The sequence below is a fragment of the Legionella clemsonensis genome, assembly GCF_002240035.1.
GTDB lineage: Bacteria > Pseudomonadota > Gammaproteobacteria > Legionellales > Legionellaceae > Tatlockia > Tatlockia clemsonensis.
Genome location: NZ_CP016397.1, coordinates 2,827,961 through 2,844,188, shown reverse-complemented (window position 1 = coordinate 2,844,188; position 16,228 = coordinate 2,827,961). Strand labels below are relative to the sequence as shown.

Below are 16,228 nucleotides of genomic sequence, written 5' to 3'. Positions count from 1 at the left end.
ACATTTAAGGTAGCATGAAATGGAAGAAGAACAATACAAGCAAATGTGGTATACGTTTAGGTCTTTTCAGATAGCGCTTGCTAAAGGGGTGGAATTAAATGATAGCGACTTTAGCAATAATATTACCAGCAATAGACGAATTGCTACGCACATGACTTACAATGTCGCCGCTACAGGAAATAATGCAACGGCTATCGGTGTTGAAGCTGTTAGCTCCAGCTCTGCTACGTTATTTAACTCTGCGTTGAATGTAACTGCCAATGACACATCTGGCATTGATTTTTTAAGGTCGGAGAATAGCATGATTCAAGATTGTAGTTTTTTTATTCTTGCTCTTGATGGGAGTTGTTCTGTAGTCGGGAAGGTAGAAAATTAAAAGGATGTAATGCATGAAGTTTGATGACTTTTGGACTTGGTGATGGGATTATAGGCGTATCAATGGCTACGCATTTACAGATGCGTAGCCATTCAGTGGCCTTGATTAATTTGGCCGGATTAATTCTAAATTTAAACAAAATGACTTCTTTTACTGCCGAATTAATCGCAGATTTTGTTTATCAAACACAACGCTCCCTGTTGAGCGATAGGGATTAATATCCAGCCCTCCACGTCGTGTGTAACGACCATATACGGTTAATATCTCAGGCTTGCAAAGGCTCATGATATCCACAAAAATGCGCTCGATACATTGCTCATGAAATTCATTATGATTCCTGAAGGAAACAAGGTATTTTAATAAACCTTCTCGATTGATTTTTCTTCCTTTATAAGCAATTTGCACGCTTCCCCAATCAGGTTGATGGGTAACCAAACAATTTGACTTCAGGAGGTCAGAATATAAAACTTCTTCTACCATGACGTTTTCAACAGTAAGAAACGAGGGTTCTACCTCATAAACAGAACATTCGATGTCAAGATTGTCAATAGACTCGCCTGCAAGTGTTTGTGTTACAGCAAATTGTTTGGCTTGTTCCAGAGGATAAATGGTCACGAAAACAGGTGCTTCAATACGCTCCTCCAGATCTTTTTTGATGGTATTTTCCAAATGTTCGATGTTTTTTATCTTAGTATTATTGAAGGAATTAAAATAAAGTTTTAATGATTTGGATTCAATGAGTTTGGGAGAATTACAGTCATAAAAAATTTCACCAATCCCAATCATGGGTTTTCCTTTCTCGTTAAGCCATGAGACTTCATAATGATTCCAGCAGTCAAATCCAAAAAAGGGCAGCTTGAATGGATCAATTCCAATTTCTTGGCGCTTGCCTACTCTTGGAATCGGATAAAGTCGATTGGGATTATAGGTTGCATCATAGTCTGATTTTTTACCCAGTTCTAATTCACTAACGGAAGAGTATTTTTTAAATACAGCATCATTCATCGTATTAACTCCAATATTCCAATAATTTTTGCGGTACTTGCCAATTGATGGATTGTATCACGTAACGCGAAAGTCAATGCCTCTTTTGAAGAATTTTCAGGAATAAATGGCTACCCTGTGAAACAAAAGCACCTCTATAAATTATAAATGTGGGGGTGACATGGAGTAGTATTGTTGTACTTCATCAGCATCACAGTTTGAAATGGCCTCTACCGCCGATTCAATATTATAATGCCACTCATTGATTAACAGTTGTAAAACAACAGTATGATGAGGACTATACTCACTTTCATCAATTGATAAATTTCTTAAATGATTGCCTCGCAACCCTTGTGCATATAATTCATTTAAAGCCTCTGCTTGCTCGGAATTTAACCCTTGCAGTTCTGCAAAGGCTTCTCTTTTACTAAAATGATAGGTAGTCATCAACTTGTGTAAGACTTTAAGGTGATTGTTATGTAGCCGAGGAACATCCAATTCTCTTATTTCTGCAATAGAAAATCCAGCCGCAACGATTGCCTCTTTCAGCAGTTCGGAGTAAATAGGTTTGGGTTTAAGAGAGATATTGTGAAGGCTGCATAGTCGTTTCAAGCTTTCTATGTCTTGTGAAAACATTACTCTATTATCTTCTGGATAGATAAATTCTTGGCGAATACTAATCCATTCAGCTAACGTTTCAAGACGGTATTTCCGTCCCTTTAAATTGAGCCAATATTTTTCATCTTCTTCAATTGGTTCAAAGTCAAAAACATCAACATCATTAATGGGGTAAGCTCGGGCCAAACCCTGCAATGCAGTAACAATTTTATTTTCAATCAATTGGATTTCGCTGGAGAACAAATTTTCTAAACGACGCAGATTTTGAGCTGGTTCAAAAAAAGCCCAGGTATAATGCTTTAATGAATAAAACACTCCGTTATTCTTAGTTTTATATTGCAGTAATACCTCCAAAGTGCGTAATAGTTCTCCTCGTAAGCTATCAATTGAATTGTTATCTGCTGCTGTATGGATAAAGGCTTGTTCCGCCAAGTTCACACAGGGCTGTATTTGTACAATGTTCCGAAGTGTTTGTAGCGGTTGCAAATAAGAAGGTAACGGCATATTAAAAACCTTAAAATGTACTATATATAACCGACATGGAATTTCATGTGAAATATTGTATCAAAATACTGCAGCCTTTTTAAGGTCGGAAGTAGGATGAATAAAAAGCCCAAGTTGTGATGTCTTTGTAACTAATTGTTACTATACTTTGATTAAATATCTACCTCAAGGAAGAGCGATGCCTAATAGAATTCAACCTCAATATCAAATTGGACCTAACAATGCTGGAAAGATGATTTTGCGCGGATGCTTTATGAATGTCTCACGTGATTGGTTAGAACATACCTCTGGTCAGGTGGGAACCCTACTTTTAAGGTATCTTCACAACCGTCATGGTGAAGCTACTGAAATTAAACTGAATTATGGGGAAGGTGTTCCGTCTGGCCGTGAAGCAGGACCGCTAAAAGTAGATATTGATTTTATGGCGACTGTGGTTGCCCGGTTAAGAACATGGGAAAGAAGAGATCACGAACTTCTACACGCCCGCTCAGAGGATATTGCTGATCAAGTCGATGAGCAGGTTATGGTTTTGCAGCAAGAAATCAGGAATTACGTTAAAAAATGCGAAGAAAGTGGCGTAGAATCCATGTTTACTGGCGTACCTGAAGTTATCATTGAAAATGTTTTAGCACGCACCCCTGTTACCCATGAGCAAAGCATGAGTTGGGAAGTAAAGAGAGAAGAAGTGGATTTATTTGCGGGTATGACTATTCATGAGCAAGAAAAAGGGTATGAGCCTCCGAGCCTTTAATTTTTTAATTGTTTTATAAAAAAACCAATTAACCCTTATCAGTTAATTGGTTAGGGAGAATGTAAAATAATTAAAGATACATGAATGGGCGGATTTCTTCGAATCGTGCCTGATCATGTTCTTGCATTTTTTTAGCTGCTTGCAATTCCTTTTGCTCTTGATCTTGCTTACTTTTTAGTTTCATGAGCTCAATCCTATTACGGGTTTTTAATTCTTCTAAAATGGCAACTAATAAAATGTCAGTGGTAGTTTCCAATTTTATTTTTTGCACAGCTTGTTGTCCCTCTTGGATTTGCTTTGCTGCTGGGGTTATTGGTTTTTGATTAAAAAAACGTAGTATTTCCTGATTGGAGTAAGGTTGTTTAGTTCCATTTGCATGCACTCTACGAGAATTTGCATTTTTCTTACCCATGGTGAGCTCCTTTTCCTTATGAGTCCCTTTCAGATTAATCGGAATTTGCAATTAAATGCAAATGTTTTTTGCAAAGATTGCAATTTTTGGGTTCCTGCTATTAATATTATGCAGATATCGGAGATTTTTCCCTGCTATGACAAGCACCTAATAGTCTATAATTTAGGCAGAATACCTAAGAATGACAACTATGAAGCTTGTTAATTTTTTCCGATATGTTTTTGCAGGTAAAGGAATTATCGATGTAAGTAATCTTGATCCTACTAATGTTGAAAGAATCAAGCTAAGGATTGAAAAAAGATCAAAAGAGACAAAGAAGGAGTTTGAATTTATTTTAAAAGATGAAGATCTTTCATCTCACTTTCGTACAATGCTCCTACAACTCAATACCCCTAACTCCCTGAGCTTGGAAAAAATTTTATTTGAGCCGAAGGAAATTTTATCATCCAGCTCTCTTGAACACTATAAAATTCCTACAGACGATAAACTTCAAGAAGTATTTAAGGACAAAAATGGCTTTTACGGATATTTTGCTACCGATGATTTAGAAGCCTTTCATAAATTTTCTGTTGTGTACAAATTTCTACAACTTGCTTCAAATTATGTAAACTGTGATAATAGTAACCAATTAGAACTTTATGAGTGCGCCTATAAAACGCTAGTATGTTTTGGTGGCTTAGAGGATCAAACAGAGTTAAAAATGTTAGAAAGGATAGAGGAATTTCTTCTCACAAAACAAGCAAGTCAAACAGCAAATAAATCGATACCAGCCCTCATGGATCTTCAAATAGGTAAGAAAAATGGCATTCATTTTAAAGAATGGACTCAATTTATCGAAAAATATGATTTAAAATCAATTGCCTTCTTTAAAAGAGCACACGATATTGAAGAAAAATTAAAAAGAGCTCCAGAAACACTTGTGGAAGCATTTGAGGCATTAGCTCAGACTGATTATCGACGTTACTGGGAGGACCCAGAGCTTGCTAAAGTCTGTGAACAATATAATGTTCCAGAAACCGTGTTCAATCGATGCCTTGATTTAGAAATCAACAAATTATGGAAAGCAAAGGATAATCTCCCCGATATTATAATTAATGGTTCAGATCCGGAGATTAATCACTCTGGATATTATCTTGTTAAATTGCCTATTAAAGATCCTCGTTCCTTAATTCTTGGTTATATTACCAATGATTGCCAATCTATTGGTAGCAAAGGAGAACCTTGCGTACTCGATGGAATTAGTTCGGAATATAATGGATTTTATGTCATGCTCAAAAAGAAGACGTCGCAAAAGGAGGTCTCGCCGTTATTGCAGGATAAAACGATAAATTATGAAAACTTTGAAATTGTTGGCCAAGGATATGCCTGGCTTAGTATGAGCGGAAACCTTACCATTGATTCATGGGAAAACGCGCGGCAAAAAGAGGATGAAACTGCCGTGGCAATGCTCAGAAAATTTAGCCACATGGTGGTTTCCCAAAGTAATGGAGATATAGTACAAGTGACCACGGGCAGGAATAGTCCCCGAACTCCATCTGCGTTTAGTAAGGCTCCTGCTTTAAAGTATGCAGAAATAATGGAGGAAGGCACACAATATCATGATTCCAAAAGCCAAACACTTATTGCTATAGATCTTGATAAAATCAAGGATATTAAAGAAGACCTTCTTTTTGAGTTGACAGAAAATGCCGAGTTTTCTTCCACAAGAACTTTAGCGCATATAGTAGAGTCCATTTACTCTAAAAAACACAGTATGTGGATATGGAGCTTGTTAGTAACTTCTGAAAGTTTAGATTGGCATTCAGAAGAGATATTAGCCACTATTTCTTCCTGTGCTGATCTTGATTATAGTGGCGGCCTTATTACTTGGAAAGCGTTGTTTCTACTTGACCGAGCTTCCTTACTTAATAATGATTCGTTCCAACAAATTACTACAGACAAATGGCAAGCTAAAACTATTTGTGAAACGATTATCGCTTTAGATAAGGCGCATCTACTTAATCAAGAAAATTTAACAACGGTTATTAATATTAATAATTCCTCAATTCTAAACAAAGATAGAATTTTGGAAAATATATCCCGAAATGTGATTCGACTTTCTCGCGCCAACATTCATTTGGATAATCATGGCTTTGAAGCTTTAGCAAATGCCTATTTACTTGCGGAAAAATCGAGAAAAAATTTCAACGAAGAAATTCTCTCTACCGTAATTACTTTAAAATCAAAATTTGATATTACCCTGGATGGCCCCACATTTCATGAATTACTCAACAATGGAAGATATGCACCTGAGATTTTAAACCTGTTCACTAGAGCCAAAGAGTATAGATTGAATGTGCTTGATAATGCTGTGTATAAAAAAATTATAGAAAATGCTCCCTACCTCAAAACTATTAATGAAATAATGCCTGGACTGGCTGCAGTAAATATGCTTGATAACATTATTTTCCAAGCGCTGATTACTCATGGGAAAGATAGTCTGTATGTTCTTGATGTCCTCTCATTATTGAGCGAGCAAAATATTTTAGATAAAGAGAGTCTTAATGATTTAATACACTATGCCGACTGTGCTGGAGATATTTATGAGGCTTTAGATCCTTTACGTGAACGAGGGATATTAGACAGAGAGAAGGTTCAATTCATTTTGGAACATCATGAAGATGCTCAATATTTGAGAAAAATTTTTTCCAAATTATACCAAGTTGGCTTATTAGATAACGATAACTTTAATAAAGTTAAGCACTGTGTCTCCTCTTTAGAGGAAGTAAGTAAAATTATTTCTTTACTTGCAAGACACGAACTTTTAACTAACGATAGTTTTTTAAAAACAGTAGAAAATCATGCTGCTGCAAAAGATATATTAGAGGCTTTGAATAAATTAGAAGAAGAGAATGCTCTTAATGATAGTGATTTTAACGAATTAATTAAACATGTCCCAAATAATAAAGGATGCTCCCAGAAAGAAAATCAGATTTTTGCTAGTGTATCCGCGAAAGATGCGCTACAAAAGTTAAAAACTCCCTCGGATATTACTGAAGACCTTTTAAGGAATCCGGCATTATAGTTTATTCATCAAATGTGATGTAGGCGTCGGATAAAAAGAGTCCTTGGACATGCAGTAGTTATTGTAGGTTTGGTATAAGAAATTTACAGCTATACCTGAATCGTAATAAGTCTAAATTCTACCACGGAAGAACTTTAATCACAGTGGTTTCGTAAGCATAACAATTCCACGTCGTTCTAACTCCGTTAATTAGAAAGTTCACTTGAGTAATTTGTTCAAGGGTTCCGCCGCTGTGGGTATCTATAACACATATTTTATCGACACCATCCATAGTAATATATAATGAAATTGTATTAGAGGGGATGATATTTGAGGGAGGGAGAAGGTAAATTCCGTCTCTTTGCTCCAATGCCATAGGGAGTCCTTTAATGAAAATGGTGCCTGAAGAGATAGATATAGAACTTATACTCATAAACCATAGAAATAGAATAATCTTCATAGCCATCTTCGCACAACTACCATGCTTATAGTATATGTAACCAGTGTTAATTTTTCCCAGAAATGATGAGAGAAGAATCATTCTTATGAACTTCCAACGGTATGAAGTACTTCCCAGACCAAATACAGAAAGATGCTCCAGCGCAAATTTTTTTTTTTGCGATAAAATTTCCTTGAGTGCCACGCATTTCTAGTCCAACTGGAGGTTATTCTCAAGCTTTCTTTAGTATGTGGAAAAATTCAGATTAGCCAGTGAACATAGGCATGCGATCACCGCTATTTCAGTTCCTTTCAATAATAGCGATATGAGGGTGGATTTTTTTTATATTTTAGTTTTATGTGGTTTAATAGCTTCCTCTATTGACTACCCAAGTTATTTAGTGCTGTCCTTATCGATGATGATCAAACGATTCTCGCTGATAAATTCTGTAAGCGGTGGTAAATGCGGCAATTAGATTGACAATACTAATACCTATATAGCAAATTATTGCACCTAGCAAACCTAGCCAAGGAATTAAAATCATGCAGGCGATGATTTGTAGAAGTAAAATATAGATAGTAAGTTTTGCTCCAATCTTACTGCCTTCACGTGAATATTGAATCATGTGGCTTAAGGGCATGGATATCGCATAGCAAAAAAGATTTATCAGTGCAACATATACATAAGGAAGTGCCTCAATAAAGTCTGATTTAAAGAGCAGTAGAATGCGTTGGGTGAAAACACCAAGAATAGGAACTACTATAAAAGCAGTGGCCAGACAAATTCCTATATATTTGCGTACTGTTTTAAATAAGAATTCTTTACCGTGAGCAAAAGCCGCAGAAATTTCAGGTTTTATTAGAATACCAATTGGACTTAAGGCCGTAAAACCTAAAGCTATAATAGATGCAACTGCAGAAAATAGTCCAACAATATATTCATCCCTACCCAGCCACTCTGTAATTAATAAGGGGACTACCGTAAATGCATACTTATCGAGACTCTGAATGGTATATCCATACATTTTTTCCCTCCAAGCGATCCCGGTCTTATGGAGCTTGCTGACGGTAATGTTTAGTTTTAATTGAGTCTTATAATGAATCAAAATAAATGCCAGCCCAATAAGAACATAACTTAAAATAAAGCTTATCAGCATGATATGAGCAAAATATTTAGCATTATTGTGAAACAAGATGTCATGAAAGTAAAAATAAGTGAATAAAGTGAACAGAAAATAAAGCAAAGTCTGGAGTAAACCTAAGATGACAGCTGTTCGCATATAACCGACAGCTCGAAACAATTGAATATAGATATTGTAAATAGAGAGTACCACTGCCCCCCAAAGAAACAGGGTTACAAGATGACTGATGTCGTAGAGTTGTATATGCTCTAAAGAATAGCTAAGAGCAATAATTGCCAAGCTTATAAGTAAGCCACCACTAAAAATTGTTAAATAAATGGGGCGTAGAAAATTTTTAATTGATAAGGTCAGTGCATGTATGTCGTTATGTTTTCTTCTAACAAAATATTTGGGTATGTAGTGTGCGATAATGGAGTCCAGGCCCATGGTTGCTATTGTTCCAATTAAAAATAATGCATTCACTGCAACAGTAAAGTCCCCAAATGCAGAGGTTCCTGCATTTCGAGCAACCATCAGATTAATGAGAAATAGCATGCATTGATTAGCCATAATCAGCAGTAGATTAATAGTAAATGTCATTTTTTTAATAAAAAAATTAATGAATTACAGTAATATAGCAAATAATAAAGGCAGGTAGTTATCAAGAAACAGCAATTGGATGCCAGATAGAGCACCACTAAGCGCAGAAATAATACCTTCGAACAAGTGATGCTCAGTAGCAGCAGAATGAGCGTAAGGCTTGTATCTTAAAAAGTAAGCAAAAAAACTTAATCTTAAGGGCTTGGGATGGTAGGAAAAAGCTTGTAACCGGGCAAGCCAAAAAGCCTGAAGCGTAAATTAGGCATTCTCCCCCTTATCAATTGACCGAATAATGCCTTCAAGTTTTATTGAACAGGAATAAGTATTTTAAGTTTTTGTACTAAAATTAACCATGTTGATTGCTTTTAATTTGCAAATCATCAGCTAAAAATAATTATCTTTAAACTATATCAAATGTCATGAATGCAATTTTTGCAAATTATCAGCAACATAGTTTGCTCGATAGGGGAGCTTTTATGAACAACTGTAGGTTACTCGACAGATGGCACCATCAATTTTTACAAGAACAACATAAAGTCCATGAAATTATGGATGATATTGTAATTCAGTTAAATGCTATCCGTCTTAGAAGCACTGATAATGAGTGGAAAGAATTTGTCCAAATATGTCTCAGTCACCCTCTTTCGAAGGTATTGCAAGAAGACCCTTTTACTGATAGGGCTTATAAAAAGCCAAGGGGATATGCCGGTGATGCAGTAATGATGGATTTAATTTATACTGGCGGCGGTTTAATAGAACAACAATTTGACCATACTCTAACTCCAAAAGGTCAAGAAATTATGCTCTATTCCCTTTCTCGAAGTTCGTCAAAATCTGTTTGCGCACGATTAAATATTTTAGTTGAAATTTTAAATCAGACTATTACGCAAAAAAATAATGCCCGAGTATTAGCAGTAGCAAGTGGACATTTGCGTGAAGCCTTATTTATTAAAGAAAAGTTTAATCTAGAAGAATTCATTGCTTTGGATCAAGATCCTGAAAGTCTTGCTGTGATAGCACGGGAAATAAACAATATTAACGTGAATACAACACTTGGTTCTATTGGAGATATCTTAAAAGGTAAAATTAATTTACATGATTTCGATTTTATCTATGCCACGGGATTATTTGATTACTTAGATGAGCCTACTGCAATATTATTGACGCAGTGCTTATTTAAGAAGCTTAAAGCAAGTGGGCGTTTGCTTATCCCCAATTTTGTGCCTCATATGGAAGAGATAGGATACATGGAGGCATTTATGAATTGGTGGTTAATTTATCGAGATCAGCAAGACATGCAAAAAATTGCGGATGCACTTCCACAAGATCAGATAGAAAGTATAAATTTATTTATTGATACCCATCAAAATATTCTATTTTTAGAAATTTATAAAAAATAAGCAGAAGTTGGAAGCAAGCGTAGCCTTGATGCAGCGAAGTGTAATCAAGGTTTATGAAGGTGGTCGGGTAAAATGACATACGCTTTCATGTAAAATGGGTGTTTATTTTGACGGTACGAAAGGAGGATTTTAGGAGTGAAAGGGACTGTTCATCCCAATTGGGTTATGCAAAAAAAGATCACCGAAACATCGGTTGATTTACCTGCTTATTAATGATGATGTGCTTAACACACTCCTCGGGTATAAAACCGTTAAAAACATCTCCGGGTAGGGTTCTCTGCTAAACGCTTTGCCATGGAATTAGAGAACAAGATGGCATATTACAAGACCTATAGGTTTTGTCAGGATTGCGCTGACTCTTAGTTGTGGTTTTCAGATTATCAAGCCAGTATTGGAAATCAAGAGTTTTTTTCAAATGATAGCAAAGGAACTTCATTGAAATTATGACGAGTTTTTAAAAAGCCCTAACCGCTGATCATGCTAAACGCGACTCTGTTAAAAATGATCTTAAGCAGCCTGCTACTGAACCAGGATGCTCCTGTTGTACGGTACGAGTTTGAGCCATTGTTGCAACATACATTCGCTTATAGCCCAATGCCGCAAAAATCCCAGTTAGTTGTGTGGTAATTTTTAGAGCATCTAATAAATCTCGTTCTTGATGCATATCTAACCATGGCGAAATCCATTGTCGTTGAAAGTCTTCATAAATTTTGTCGCTTGGTTTTATTTCATGAAAGTAAGTAATATTCCATAAGCAGCCACTTAATGATAAAAATGGATGGGTGATAACGGTTTCTCCCCAATCAATAATGCTGATATTTCCAGTTTTTTGGTTGAGCACCATATTATTATCCTGAAAATCACAATGATTCATTGTTTCAGAAATCTGATATTTAGAGAGTGACTTACAGAGAGTAGTGCAGAATTCGTAAGCATTTTTTAGCGCTGTAATTTCTTCTTTGGACAGGCCATCACTTATTAAAAATTCTTCTTGTTCTATTAACCCATGATATAACAAAGGTATTTTTCCAATCCGCCAATCAGGAATATTTAAGGCTATTAATTTGGGTAATTTGTTCTCTACTGTTCGTTGAATTTTTGTGTAATTTAGAACCCCTGTATTAAGTAGGGCTGGATCAACTTTCTCTTTAAAAAGATGTCGTAAAGTCACATCACCACAAGAGATCATTAAAAAAACAGCTTAACTCTTTGTTTTCTGCAATAATCGTTGGGATATTATTGCACCCTTTTTCATGCAGGTATATTAATGTTTGAGGCTCAGTGGACAATTCTGGTGGTGTTTGTTTAAGGTAGAAAGTATTTTTTGACGTGGTAATTTTATATACCACGGAATAGGAGGTTTCTGTAATTTTGTTATGGTTGATAATACTGCTGTGATTGTTAGTTACCAAATACTCAAGAGCCCATTTTAAAGCGAGTTCAATTTCTTTTTTCTTTTGGTTCACCGTTTTCTCAAACAACCTCACTTCGTTTGACTTTAATATATAAAATCGTTCAAGTCCAAAATTGAAACTATTTATTTTAATGCCAACCGAGATTTTCCTATTTCTTGAACACCAAGTGATTTATAAGAGCGTATGGCAGAATTATCAGAGGACAATTCATCTACATGCAATTTGTCTAGCTGTTTTATCAGAATCATTTTTTCCCTCGGTATGATGAGTATTTTTAATACACTTTTGAGACATATGTTAAGATAGCCCAATAGAAATATACAATAAAGAGACCTTAATGGATAAAGTAGAAATTGATACCAACTTAGTCCGAAAATTGATTACCGAGCAATTTCCACAATGGCAATCACTGCAAATTTGCCCAGTTGCTCAAAGTGGTTGGGATAATCGAACGTATCATCTAGGTGAAGAAATGGTGATTCGGTTGCCTAGTGATAAGCAGTATGAGCCGCAAATAAACAAAGAATATCAATGGTTGCCGTGGCTCTCTAAACAGCTTTCATTTGAAATCCCGCAACCTATCGCACTTGGAAAACCCTCATCCGCTTATCCATGTCATTGGAGTATTAATCGATGGATTGAAGGGGAATCTGCTTCAAGACAGAATATTCATGATATAAAATGTTTTGCAGAAGCATTGGGGAAGTGCCTAAAAGAATTTCAATCTTTAGATGCTACAGATGGACCTTTGGCTGGTGCACATAATTTTTATCGGGGTAGTTCATTAAAAGCTTATAATCATGAAATGCAACTTGCAATTCCTAAAATTAAAAACTCTCATGAACAACGACTTGCAGCATCATTATGGCAACAGGCACTCTCTTCTGAATGGCGCTTAAAGCCTGTTTGGGTGCACGGAGACATAGCCGTTGGAAATATTTTGATTTGTAATGGAAGATTGCATGCCATTATCGATTTTGGCCAACTTGCTATAGGTGACCCAGCATGTGATTTGATGATTGCATGGAATTTTTTTGCCAGTGAAGAACGAAAAGTATTTAAAAATGCAGTTCAGCTGGATAATGATACCTGGATACGAGCTTTAGGATGGGCATTTTGGAAAACCTTATGTTGGCCAATTAAGAGTACTGATGTAAAAGAGGTTTTGCATGAAATTTATACGGATTATGATGCGATAAAATAAACATGTTTGAAGTATTCAATATTTAAGATTCAGGTATACAGAAGTACAAGCCCATGTTTTACCCAGCTATATGAGTTTAATCAATTATGAACATGAATAATGAGAACAGATTTCATTTTAAACCAGTAAATAAAACACAAGAAGGTCTTGTTCTTGACTGGATTAATCAGCCACATATTAATGAATGGCTTCATAGTGATGGTTTAAGTAATACAATAAAAGACATTCATGAGTTTTTGAACGAGGGAGAACCCTGGGCTACTCATCGGATAGCATATGATAATGAAGTTCCATTCGCTTATTTAATTACTTCTGAAATAGAGAAATCAGAAGAATATCCAGATGGTGCAGTAACACTGGATTTATTTATTTGCAGATTGGATTATATTGGGAAGGGATTATCGGTACAGATAATACATGAATTTATCTTAAGTCAATTTTCTGATGCTAAAATCGTACTGATTGATCCTGAAATTTCTAATGAGCGTGCAGTTCATGTTTATAAAAAAGCTGGTTTTAAAATCATTGGGGAATTTATTGCTTCATGGCATCCCGTACCACACTATACCATGCAATTGTGTATTGAAGACTTAAAAAAACAAAAATTGTCAGCCTAAGTAGATCTTTGTAATACTCAATCTCGAATGTCCAAGCGACTGGCTAATAATTTCCCTTGTGGTTCTATCCCAATATTTTCAAGAACGCGATGGTTCTGGTTATCCAAACGCTGTCTTCTTGGATGTTAATTTCAGGTTTTATATAAATGGCTTCTTGAAAGGTTAGGCCATATTTTGTTTGTAATGCCATGATAAGGCGTAGTATTGGATTGTCCCATGATTGCCAATGGTCGTGTTGAATTGTGATGAAGGATGATGTCCATCGTGTTGAACATACCATACACGAAGGAGCGAAATTTGCAGTCGTTATTAAATACAGTGCATACCATTTTGTAAATCACAGTGTATAACGTCAGATTACATTATACTCCTGATAAGTATTACGACCTTGCTCTTTTGCCTGATACAGTGCGAGATCTGCATTTTTTTTCAATTCCTGCGTGGAGAGCCCATCTGTTGTACGATAAAAAGCTAAGCCAACGCTAGCAGTCATGAATACCTTATTGCCTTCTAGCGTATATTTTTTAGCAATATTATGCAGTAAATGTTCTACGATCTTATAGGCATTTTTCGGGGATTTTACTCCGTTAAGAATAATTGCAAACTCATCGCCACCTAAACGTAGTGCAAGGTCATCTTTTCGTATAGAGTTTCTTAAAGACTCAGATATGGCTATTAGCAATAGGTCACCTATTCGATGTCCGAAGGTATCATTTACATTTTTAAAATAATCCAGATCGATATAAAGTAGAGCCATACTCTGATTAGTGCGTTTTACACGTTGAACTGCCGCCTCTAATGCCTCTTCAAACACCGCACGATTAGGTAAGCCAGTTAAACTATCATGGGTAGACAAATAAAGTAGTCTATTTTCCATATCTTTACGTTCACTAATATCCTGAGCGATGGTTACTATTGATGAAGGGTTGCCATCCGTGTCAAACATAACTGAGCCCGAAAGTAAGACTGGCTTAATATGCCCATTTTTTGTCTTGCAATTAGCTTCTAAATTAGTAAGGGATTTTGATGAGATAATTTTATTTAACACTTCAGGATAAGATTCATCAGAAAAAAGAATATGGAGATTCTTACCTAACAATTCTTCCATTTTGTATCCTAACATCGACGCAGTGGCTTGATTCACCGTTGTAATCATTCCATTTTTATCAACTACAATAAGCATGTTACTCATGGAGCGAATGATATTATCCACATATTCTTTATCTCTCGCTAAAAGATCTGATTGTTTTCGTAATAGTTTTTCTTTCTTGAGTAGTTCGCTCAAATAGTGTTGCTCTGCTGTGACGTCTTTTAATACGATAATAATCGTTGTCTTGTTATCTAGTATTAAGTGGCTGGTCCTCATTTCTAAAAAAAATTCGCTATCATTACGATGGTATGTATAGATTTCATTAGTACTATTATCTGTTATTGCGGCTTTCAATAGTTTTTTCCAAGAGAGCTTATGCTTATTTTTTAATGGTAAAAGCTGAGAAATATTACTACCTAATATTTCGATATGACGCTTATTAATCAAATGGTCAAATGTTTTGTTACACCATTGAACTATTCCTATTTCATCAACCCATATAATGGCTTCATTAATAGTGCCTAATGCTAACTCCATTTTACTTAAAGTATGTCTCAATGGGTTAACTAATTCATCCACTTGTCCCATAATTTAATCTCCTTTATCAGTAGGAGAGATTGTTGCTCCAAAAATCCATTGATCTTCAATTTGTTCTGCAAAAATGGTACGTATTGCATTAAACTCTTTCCCTTTTTTTGTAACAGCAGAAAGGTGAAGAGGTGTGGCTAATAGAGTAGGCTGGCCTGTTGAAAGAAAACGAGAAAAACCAAGGTTATGGGCATCATGAAAGCGAGGTGGTATAATAATGGCAATGGGTTTTTTTTTAATTTCAGTTAATGTCCATTCGAATACCTTCTCAAAAATTGGATTAACATAGGTTATTAAGCCATGGTGATCGGCTATGACGACCGGCACATTTTTTTCCTTCTTTAAATCATTAATAACGCCCATTTCTCTTCTCCCTAATTTTGGCATGGCTTCAGTATTTATATAAAAGTAGTTACATTAGTTTTAATCTTCCAGATCCAGATTTTTTTTCATGTCATCAAGAGTAATTCGTGGATTTTTCTTTTCTAGCCTTGATAGGGCAATGAGATGCTCTTCCTGGTCATCTAAAAAATCTTGTAGTGCCTGTTTAACATAATAACTTTTTGAACGATGGGTAAGTTTGGCAAGCTTTGACAAACGTTCATTTAGTTTTTCGGGCAAGCGAACTACCAACATAAGAAAACCCCAGATTTAAATTTGTAATACAAGTATAGCATTTGTTTCAATGGTGACCCGTTAGCGCAAGTCAAAGATTTGCAAACCGATGCACCGGATTGGAATGGGTTAATTCAAATGTCAGACGTATGGCTTCTGAAAGTTCCTTACCATTGACATCTCCTTATCTGGATAACATCCCAAATCATAAAGTCTTTCATTCTACTATTGAGGCTACCTAGTTTAATTATTGCCTCAAATTTTTCTGCAATGGCAGTTTCCATACTATAAGTAAACAATCTGGTGCTGGAAGATTCAGGATTGTTGGCATAAATGATTTTTCAGGAATAGGATAAATAATATCACCAAAGCCAATATCGATTTGCATTTTAATGTATTTTATAGGAGAAGATGAAGTGCTAAAAAACAAAACTGCCAGCCTAAGTAAAATA

Annotated in this window: 16 protein-coding genes and 1 pseudogene; 6 read left to right on the top strand and 11 right to left on the bottom strand. The window is 35.6% G+C overall.

The annotated features are described in order from the left end of the window. Positions 1 to 19: 19 nt before the first annotated feature. Positions 20 to 376, top strand: coding sequence for a hypothetical protein (locus tag clem_RS12590; protein WP_094091872.1), 357 nt, complete (start codon positions 20 to 22; stop codon positions 374 to 376). Between the two features lie 150 nt (positions 377 to 526). Here clem_RS12590 and queF read toward each other — a convergent pair whose 3' ends face one another. Both queF and clem_RS12580 read right to left on the bottom strand, forming a co-directional pair. Beyond that, the gene (gene queF / locus clem_RS12585) at positions 527 to 1,381 is read right to left on the bottom strand and encodes an NADPH-dependent 7-cyano-7-deazaguanine reductase QueF (RefSeq protein ID WP_094091871.1); all 855 of its coding nucleotides are present in this window, start codon (positions 1,379 to 1,381) and stop codon (positions 527 to 529) included. 141 nt (positions 1,382 to 1,522) lie between these two features. Further along, positions 1,523 to 2,482: a hypothetical protein gene (locus clem_RS12580; protein ID WP_094091870.1), complete on the bottom strand. Its 960-nt coding sequence runs from the start codon at positions 2,480 to 2,482 to the stop codon at positions 1,523 to 1,525. A gap of 178 nt (positions 2,483 to 2,660) precedes the next feature. On the opposite strand from clem_RS12580, the gene clem_RS12575 reads away from it, so the two are divergent. Next, positions 2,661 to 3,233 (top strand): hypothetical protein, encoded by a 573-nt coding sequence (locus tag clem_RS12575; RefSeq protein ID WP_094091869.1) that lies wholly within the window; start codon positions 2,661 to 2,663, stop codon positions 3,231 to 3,233. Between the two features lie 70 nt (positions 3,234 to 3,303). On the opposite strand, the gene clem_RS12570 is transcribed toward clem_RS12575, so the two are convergent. After that, positions 3,304 to 3,645, bottom strand: coding sequence for a hypothetical protein (locus clem_RS12570; RefSeq protein WP_094091868.1), 342 nt, complete (start codon positions 3,643 to 3,645; stop codon positions 3,304 to 3,306). A 190-nt stretch (positions 3,646 to 3,835) separates the two neighbouring features. Here clem_RS12570 and clem_RS12560 point away from each other — a divergent pair, with 190 nt between their 5' ends. Then, the gene (locus clem_RS12560; RefSeq protein ID WP_094091866.1) at positions 3,836 to 6,709 is read left to right on the top strand and encodes a hypothetical protein; all 2,874 of its coding nucleotides are present in this window, start codon (positions 3,836 to 3,838) and stop codon (positions 6,707 to 6,709) included. 827 nt (positions 6,710 to 7,536) lie between these two features. Here clem_RS12560 and clem_RS12550 read toward each other — a convergent pair. Then, a complete protein-coding gene (locus clem_RS12550) occupies positions 7,537 to 8,847 on the bottom strand; it encodes an MATE family efflux transporter (protein ID WP_157698248.1) in 1,311 nt (436 codons plus the stop codon). Positions 8,848 to 9,266: 419 nt separating this feature from the next. Here clem_RS12550 and clem_RS12545 point away from each other — a divergent pair, with 419 nt between their 5' ends. Beyond that, positions 9,267 to 10,247 (top strand): class I SAM-dependent methyltransferase, encoded by a 981-nt coding sequence (locus clem_RS12545; protein ID WP_094091863.1) that lies wholly within the window; start codon positions 9,267 to 9,269, stop codon positions 10,245 to 10,247. 475 nt (positions 10,248 to 10,722) lie between these two features. On the opposite strand, the gene clem_RS12540 is transcribed toward clem_RS12545, so the two are convergent. After that, on the bottom strand, positions 10,723 to 11,418 hold the full coding sequence (locus tag clem_RS12540) for an aminoglycoside phosphotransferase family protein (RefSeq protein ID WP_232505488.1): 696 nt from the start codon (positions 11,416 to 11,418) through the stop codon (positions 10,723 to 10,725). 1 nt (position 11,419) lies between these two features. Beyond that, entirely contained in the window at positions 11,420 to 11,713 is a 294-nt protein-coding gene (locus clem_RS15195) for a hypothetical protein (RefSeq protein WP_232505487.1), read from the bottom strand. 286 nt (positions 11,714 to 11,999) lie between these two features. On the opposite strand from clem_RS15195, the gene clem_RS12535 reads away from it, so the two are divergent. Together clem_RS12535 and clem_RS12530 are read left to right on the top strand one after the other, a co-directional pair. Continuing rightward, positions 12,000 to 12,866 carry an aminoglycoside phosphotransferase family protein gene (locus clem_RS12535; protein WP_094091862.1) on the top strand — a complete coding sequence of 289 codons (867 nt, stop codon included), beginning with the start codon at positions 12,000 to 12,002 and terminating at the stop codon, positions 12,864 to 12,866. Between the two features lie 86 nt (positions 12,867 to 12,952). After that, the gene (locus clem_RS12530) at positions 12,953 to 13,483 is read left to right on the top strand and encodes a GNAT family N-acetyltransferase (protein ID WP_094091861.1); all 531 of its coding nucleotides are present in this window, start codon (positions 12,953 to 12,955) and stop codon (positions 13,481 to 13,483) included. 82 nt (positions 13,484 to 13,565) lie between these two features. On the opposite strand, the pseudogene clem_RS15190 reads toward clem_RS12530, so the two are convergent. The 5 genes and pseudogenes from clem_RS15190 to clem_RS15185 all read right to left on the bottom strand — a co-directional run. Next, positions 13,566 to 13,727, bottom strand: a pseudogene (locus clem_RS15190) (integrase); the annotation flags it as partial. A 108-nt stretch (positions 13,728 to 13,835) separates the two neighbouring features. Next, complete coding sequence (locus clem_RS12520) at positions 13,836 to 15,161, bottom strand: sensor domain-containing protein (protein WP_094091860.1); 1,326 nt, start codon at positions 15,159 to 15,161, stop codon at positions 13,836 to 13,838. 3 nt (positions 15,162 to 15,164) lie between these two features. Beyond that, positions 15,165 to 15,524, bottom strand: coding sequence for a PAS domain-containing protein (locus clem_RS12515; RefSeq protein WP_157698247.1), 360 nt, complete (start codon positions 15,522 to 15,524; stop codon positions 15,165 to 15,167). A gap of 60 nt (positions 15,525 to 15,584) precedes the next feature. Continuing rightward, complete coding sequence (gene relB / locus clem_RS12510; RefSeq protein ID WP_094091858.1) at positions 15,585 to 15,797, bottom strand: type II toxin-antitoxin system RelB family antitoxin; 213 nt, start codon at positions 15,795 to 15,797, stop codon at positions 15,585 to 15,587. A gap of 226 nt (positions 15,798 to 16,023) precedes the next feature. After that, the gene (locus tag clem_RS15185; protein WP_232505486.1) at positions 16,024 to 16,164 is read right to left on the bottom strand and encodes a hypothetical protein; all 141 of its coding nucleotides are present in this window, start codon (positions 16,162 to 16,164) and stop codon (positions 16,024 to 16,026) included. Positions 16,165 to 16,228 lie beyond the last annotated feature (64 nt).

Bases quoted from the DNA above. Each gene is read 5' to 3' on its own strand.
- clem_RS12590 (WP_094091872.1), top strand. From the start codon at position 20: ATGGAAGAAGAACAATACAAGCAAATGTGGTATACGTTTAGGTCTTTT.
- queF (WP_094091871.1), bottom strand. From the start codon at position 1,381: ATGAATGATGCTGTATTTAAAAAATACTCTTCCGTTAGTGAATTAGAA.
- clem_RS12580 (WP_094091870.1), bottom strand. From the start codon at position 2,482: ATGCCGTTACCTTCTTATTTGCAACCGCTACAAACACTTCGGAACATT.
- clem_RS12575 (WP_094091869.1), top strand. From the start codon at position 2,661: ATGCCTAATAGAATTCAACCTCAATATCAAATTGGACCTAACAATGCT.
- clem_RS12570 (WP_094091868.1), bottom strand. From the start codon at position 3,645: ATGGGTAAGAAAAATGCAAATTCTCGTAGAGTGCATGCAAATGGAACT.
- clem_RS12560 (WP_094091866.1), top strand. From the start codon at position 3,836: ATGAAGCTTGTTAATTTTTTCCGATATGTTTTTGCAGGTAAAGGAATT.
- clem_RS12550 (WP_157698248.1), bottom strand. From the start codon at position 8,847: ATGACATTTACTATTAATCTACTGCTGATTATGGCTAATCAATGCATG.
- clem_RS12545 (WP_094091863.1), top strand. From the start codon at position 9,267: ATGAATGCAATTTTTGCAAATTATCAGCAACATAGTTTGCTCGATAGG.
- clem_RS12535 (WP_094091862.1), top strand. From the start codon at position 12,000: ATGGATAAAGTAGAAATTGATACCAACTTAGTCCGAAAATTGATTACC.
- clem_RS12530 (WP_094091861.1), top strand. From the start codon at position 12,953: ATGAACATGAATAATGAGAACAGATTTCATTTTAAACCAGTAAATAAA.
- clem_RS12520 (WP_094091860.1), bottom strand. From the start codon at position 15,161: ATGGGACAAGTGGATGAATTAGTTAACCCATTGAGACATACTTTAAGT.
- clem_RS12515 (WP_157698247.1), bottom strand. From the start codon at position 15,524: ATGGGCGTTATTAATGATTTAAAGAAGGAAAAAAATGTGCCGGTCGTC.
- relB (WP_094091858.1), bottom strand. From the start codon at position 15,797: ATGTTGGTAGTTCGCTTGCCCGAAAAACTAAATGAACGTTTGTCAAAG.
- clem_RS15185 (WP_232505486.1), bottom strand. From the start codon at position 16,164: ATGCAAATCGATATTGGCTTTGGTGATATTATTTATCCTATTCCTGAA.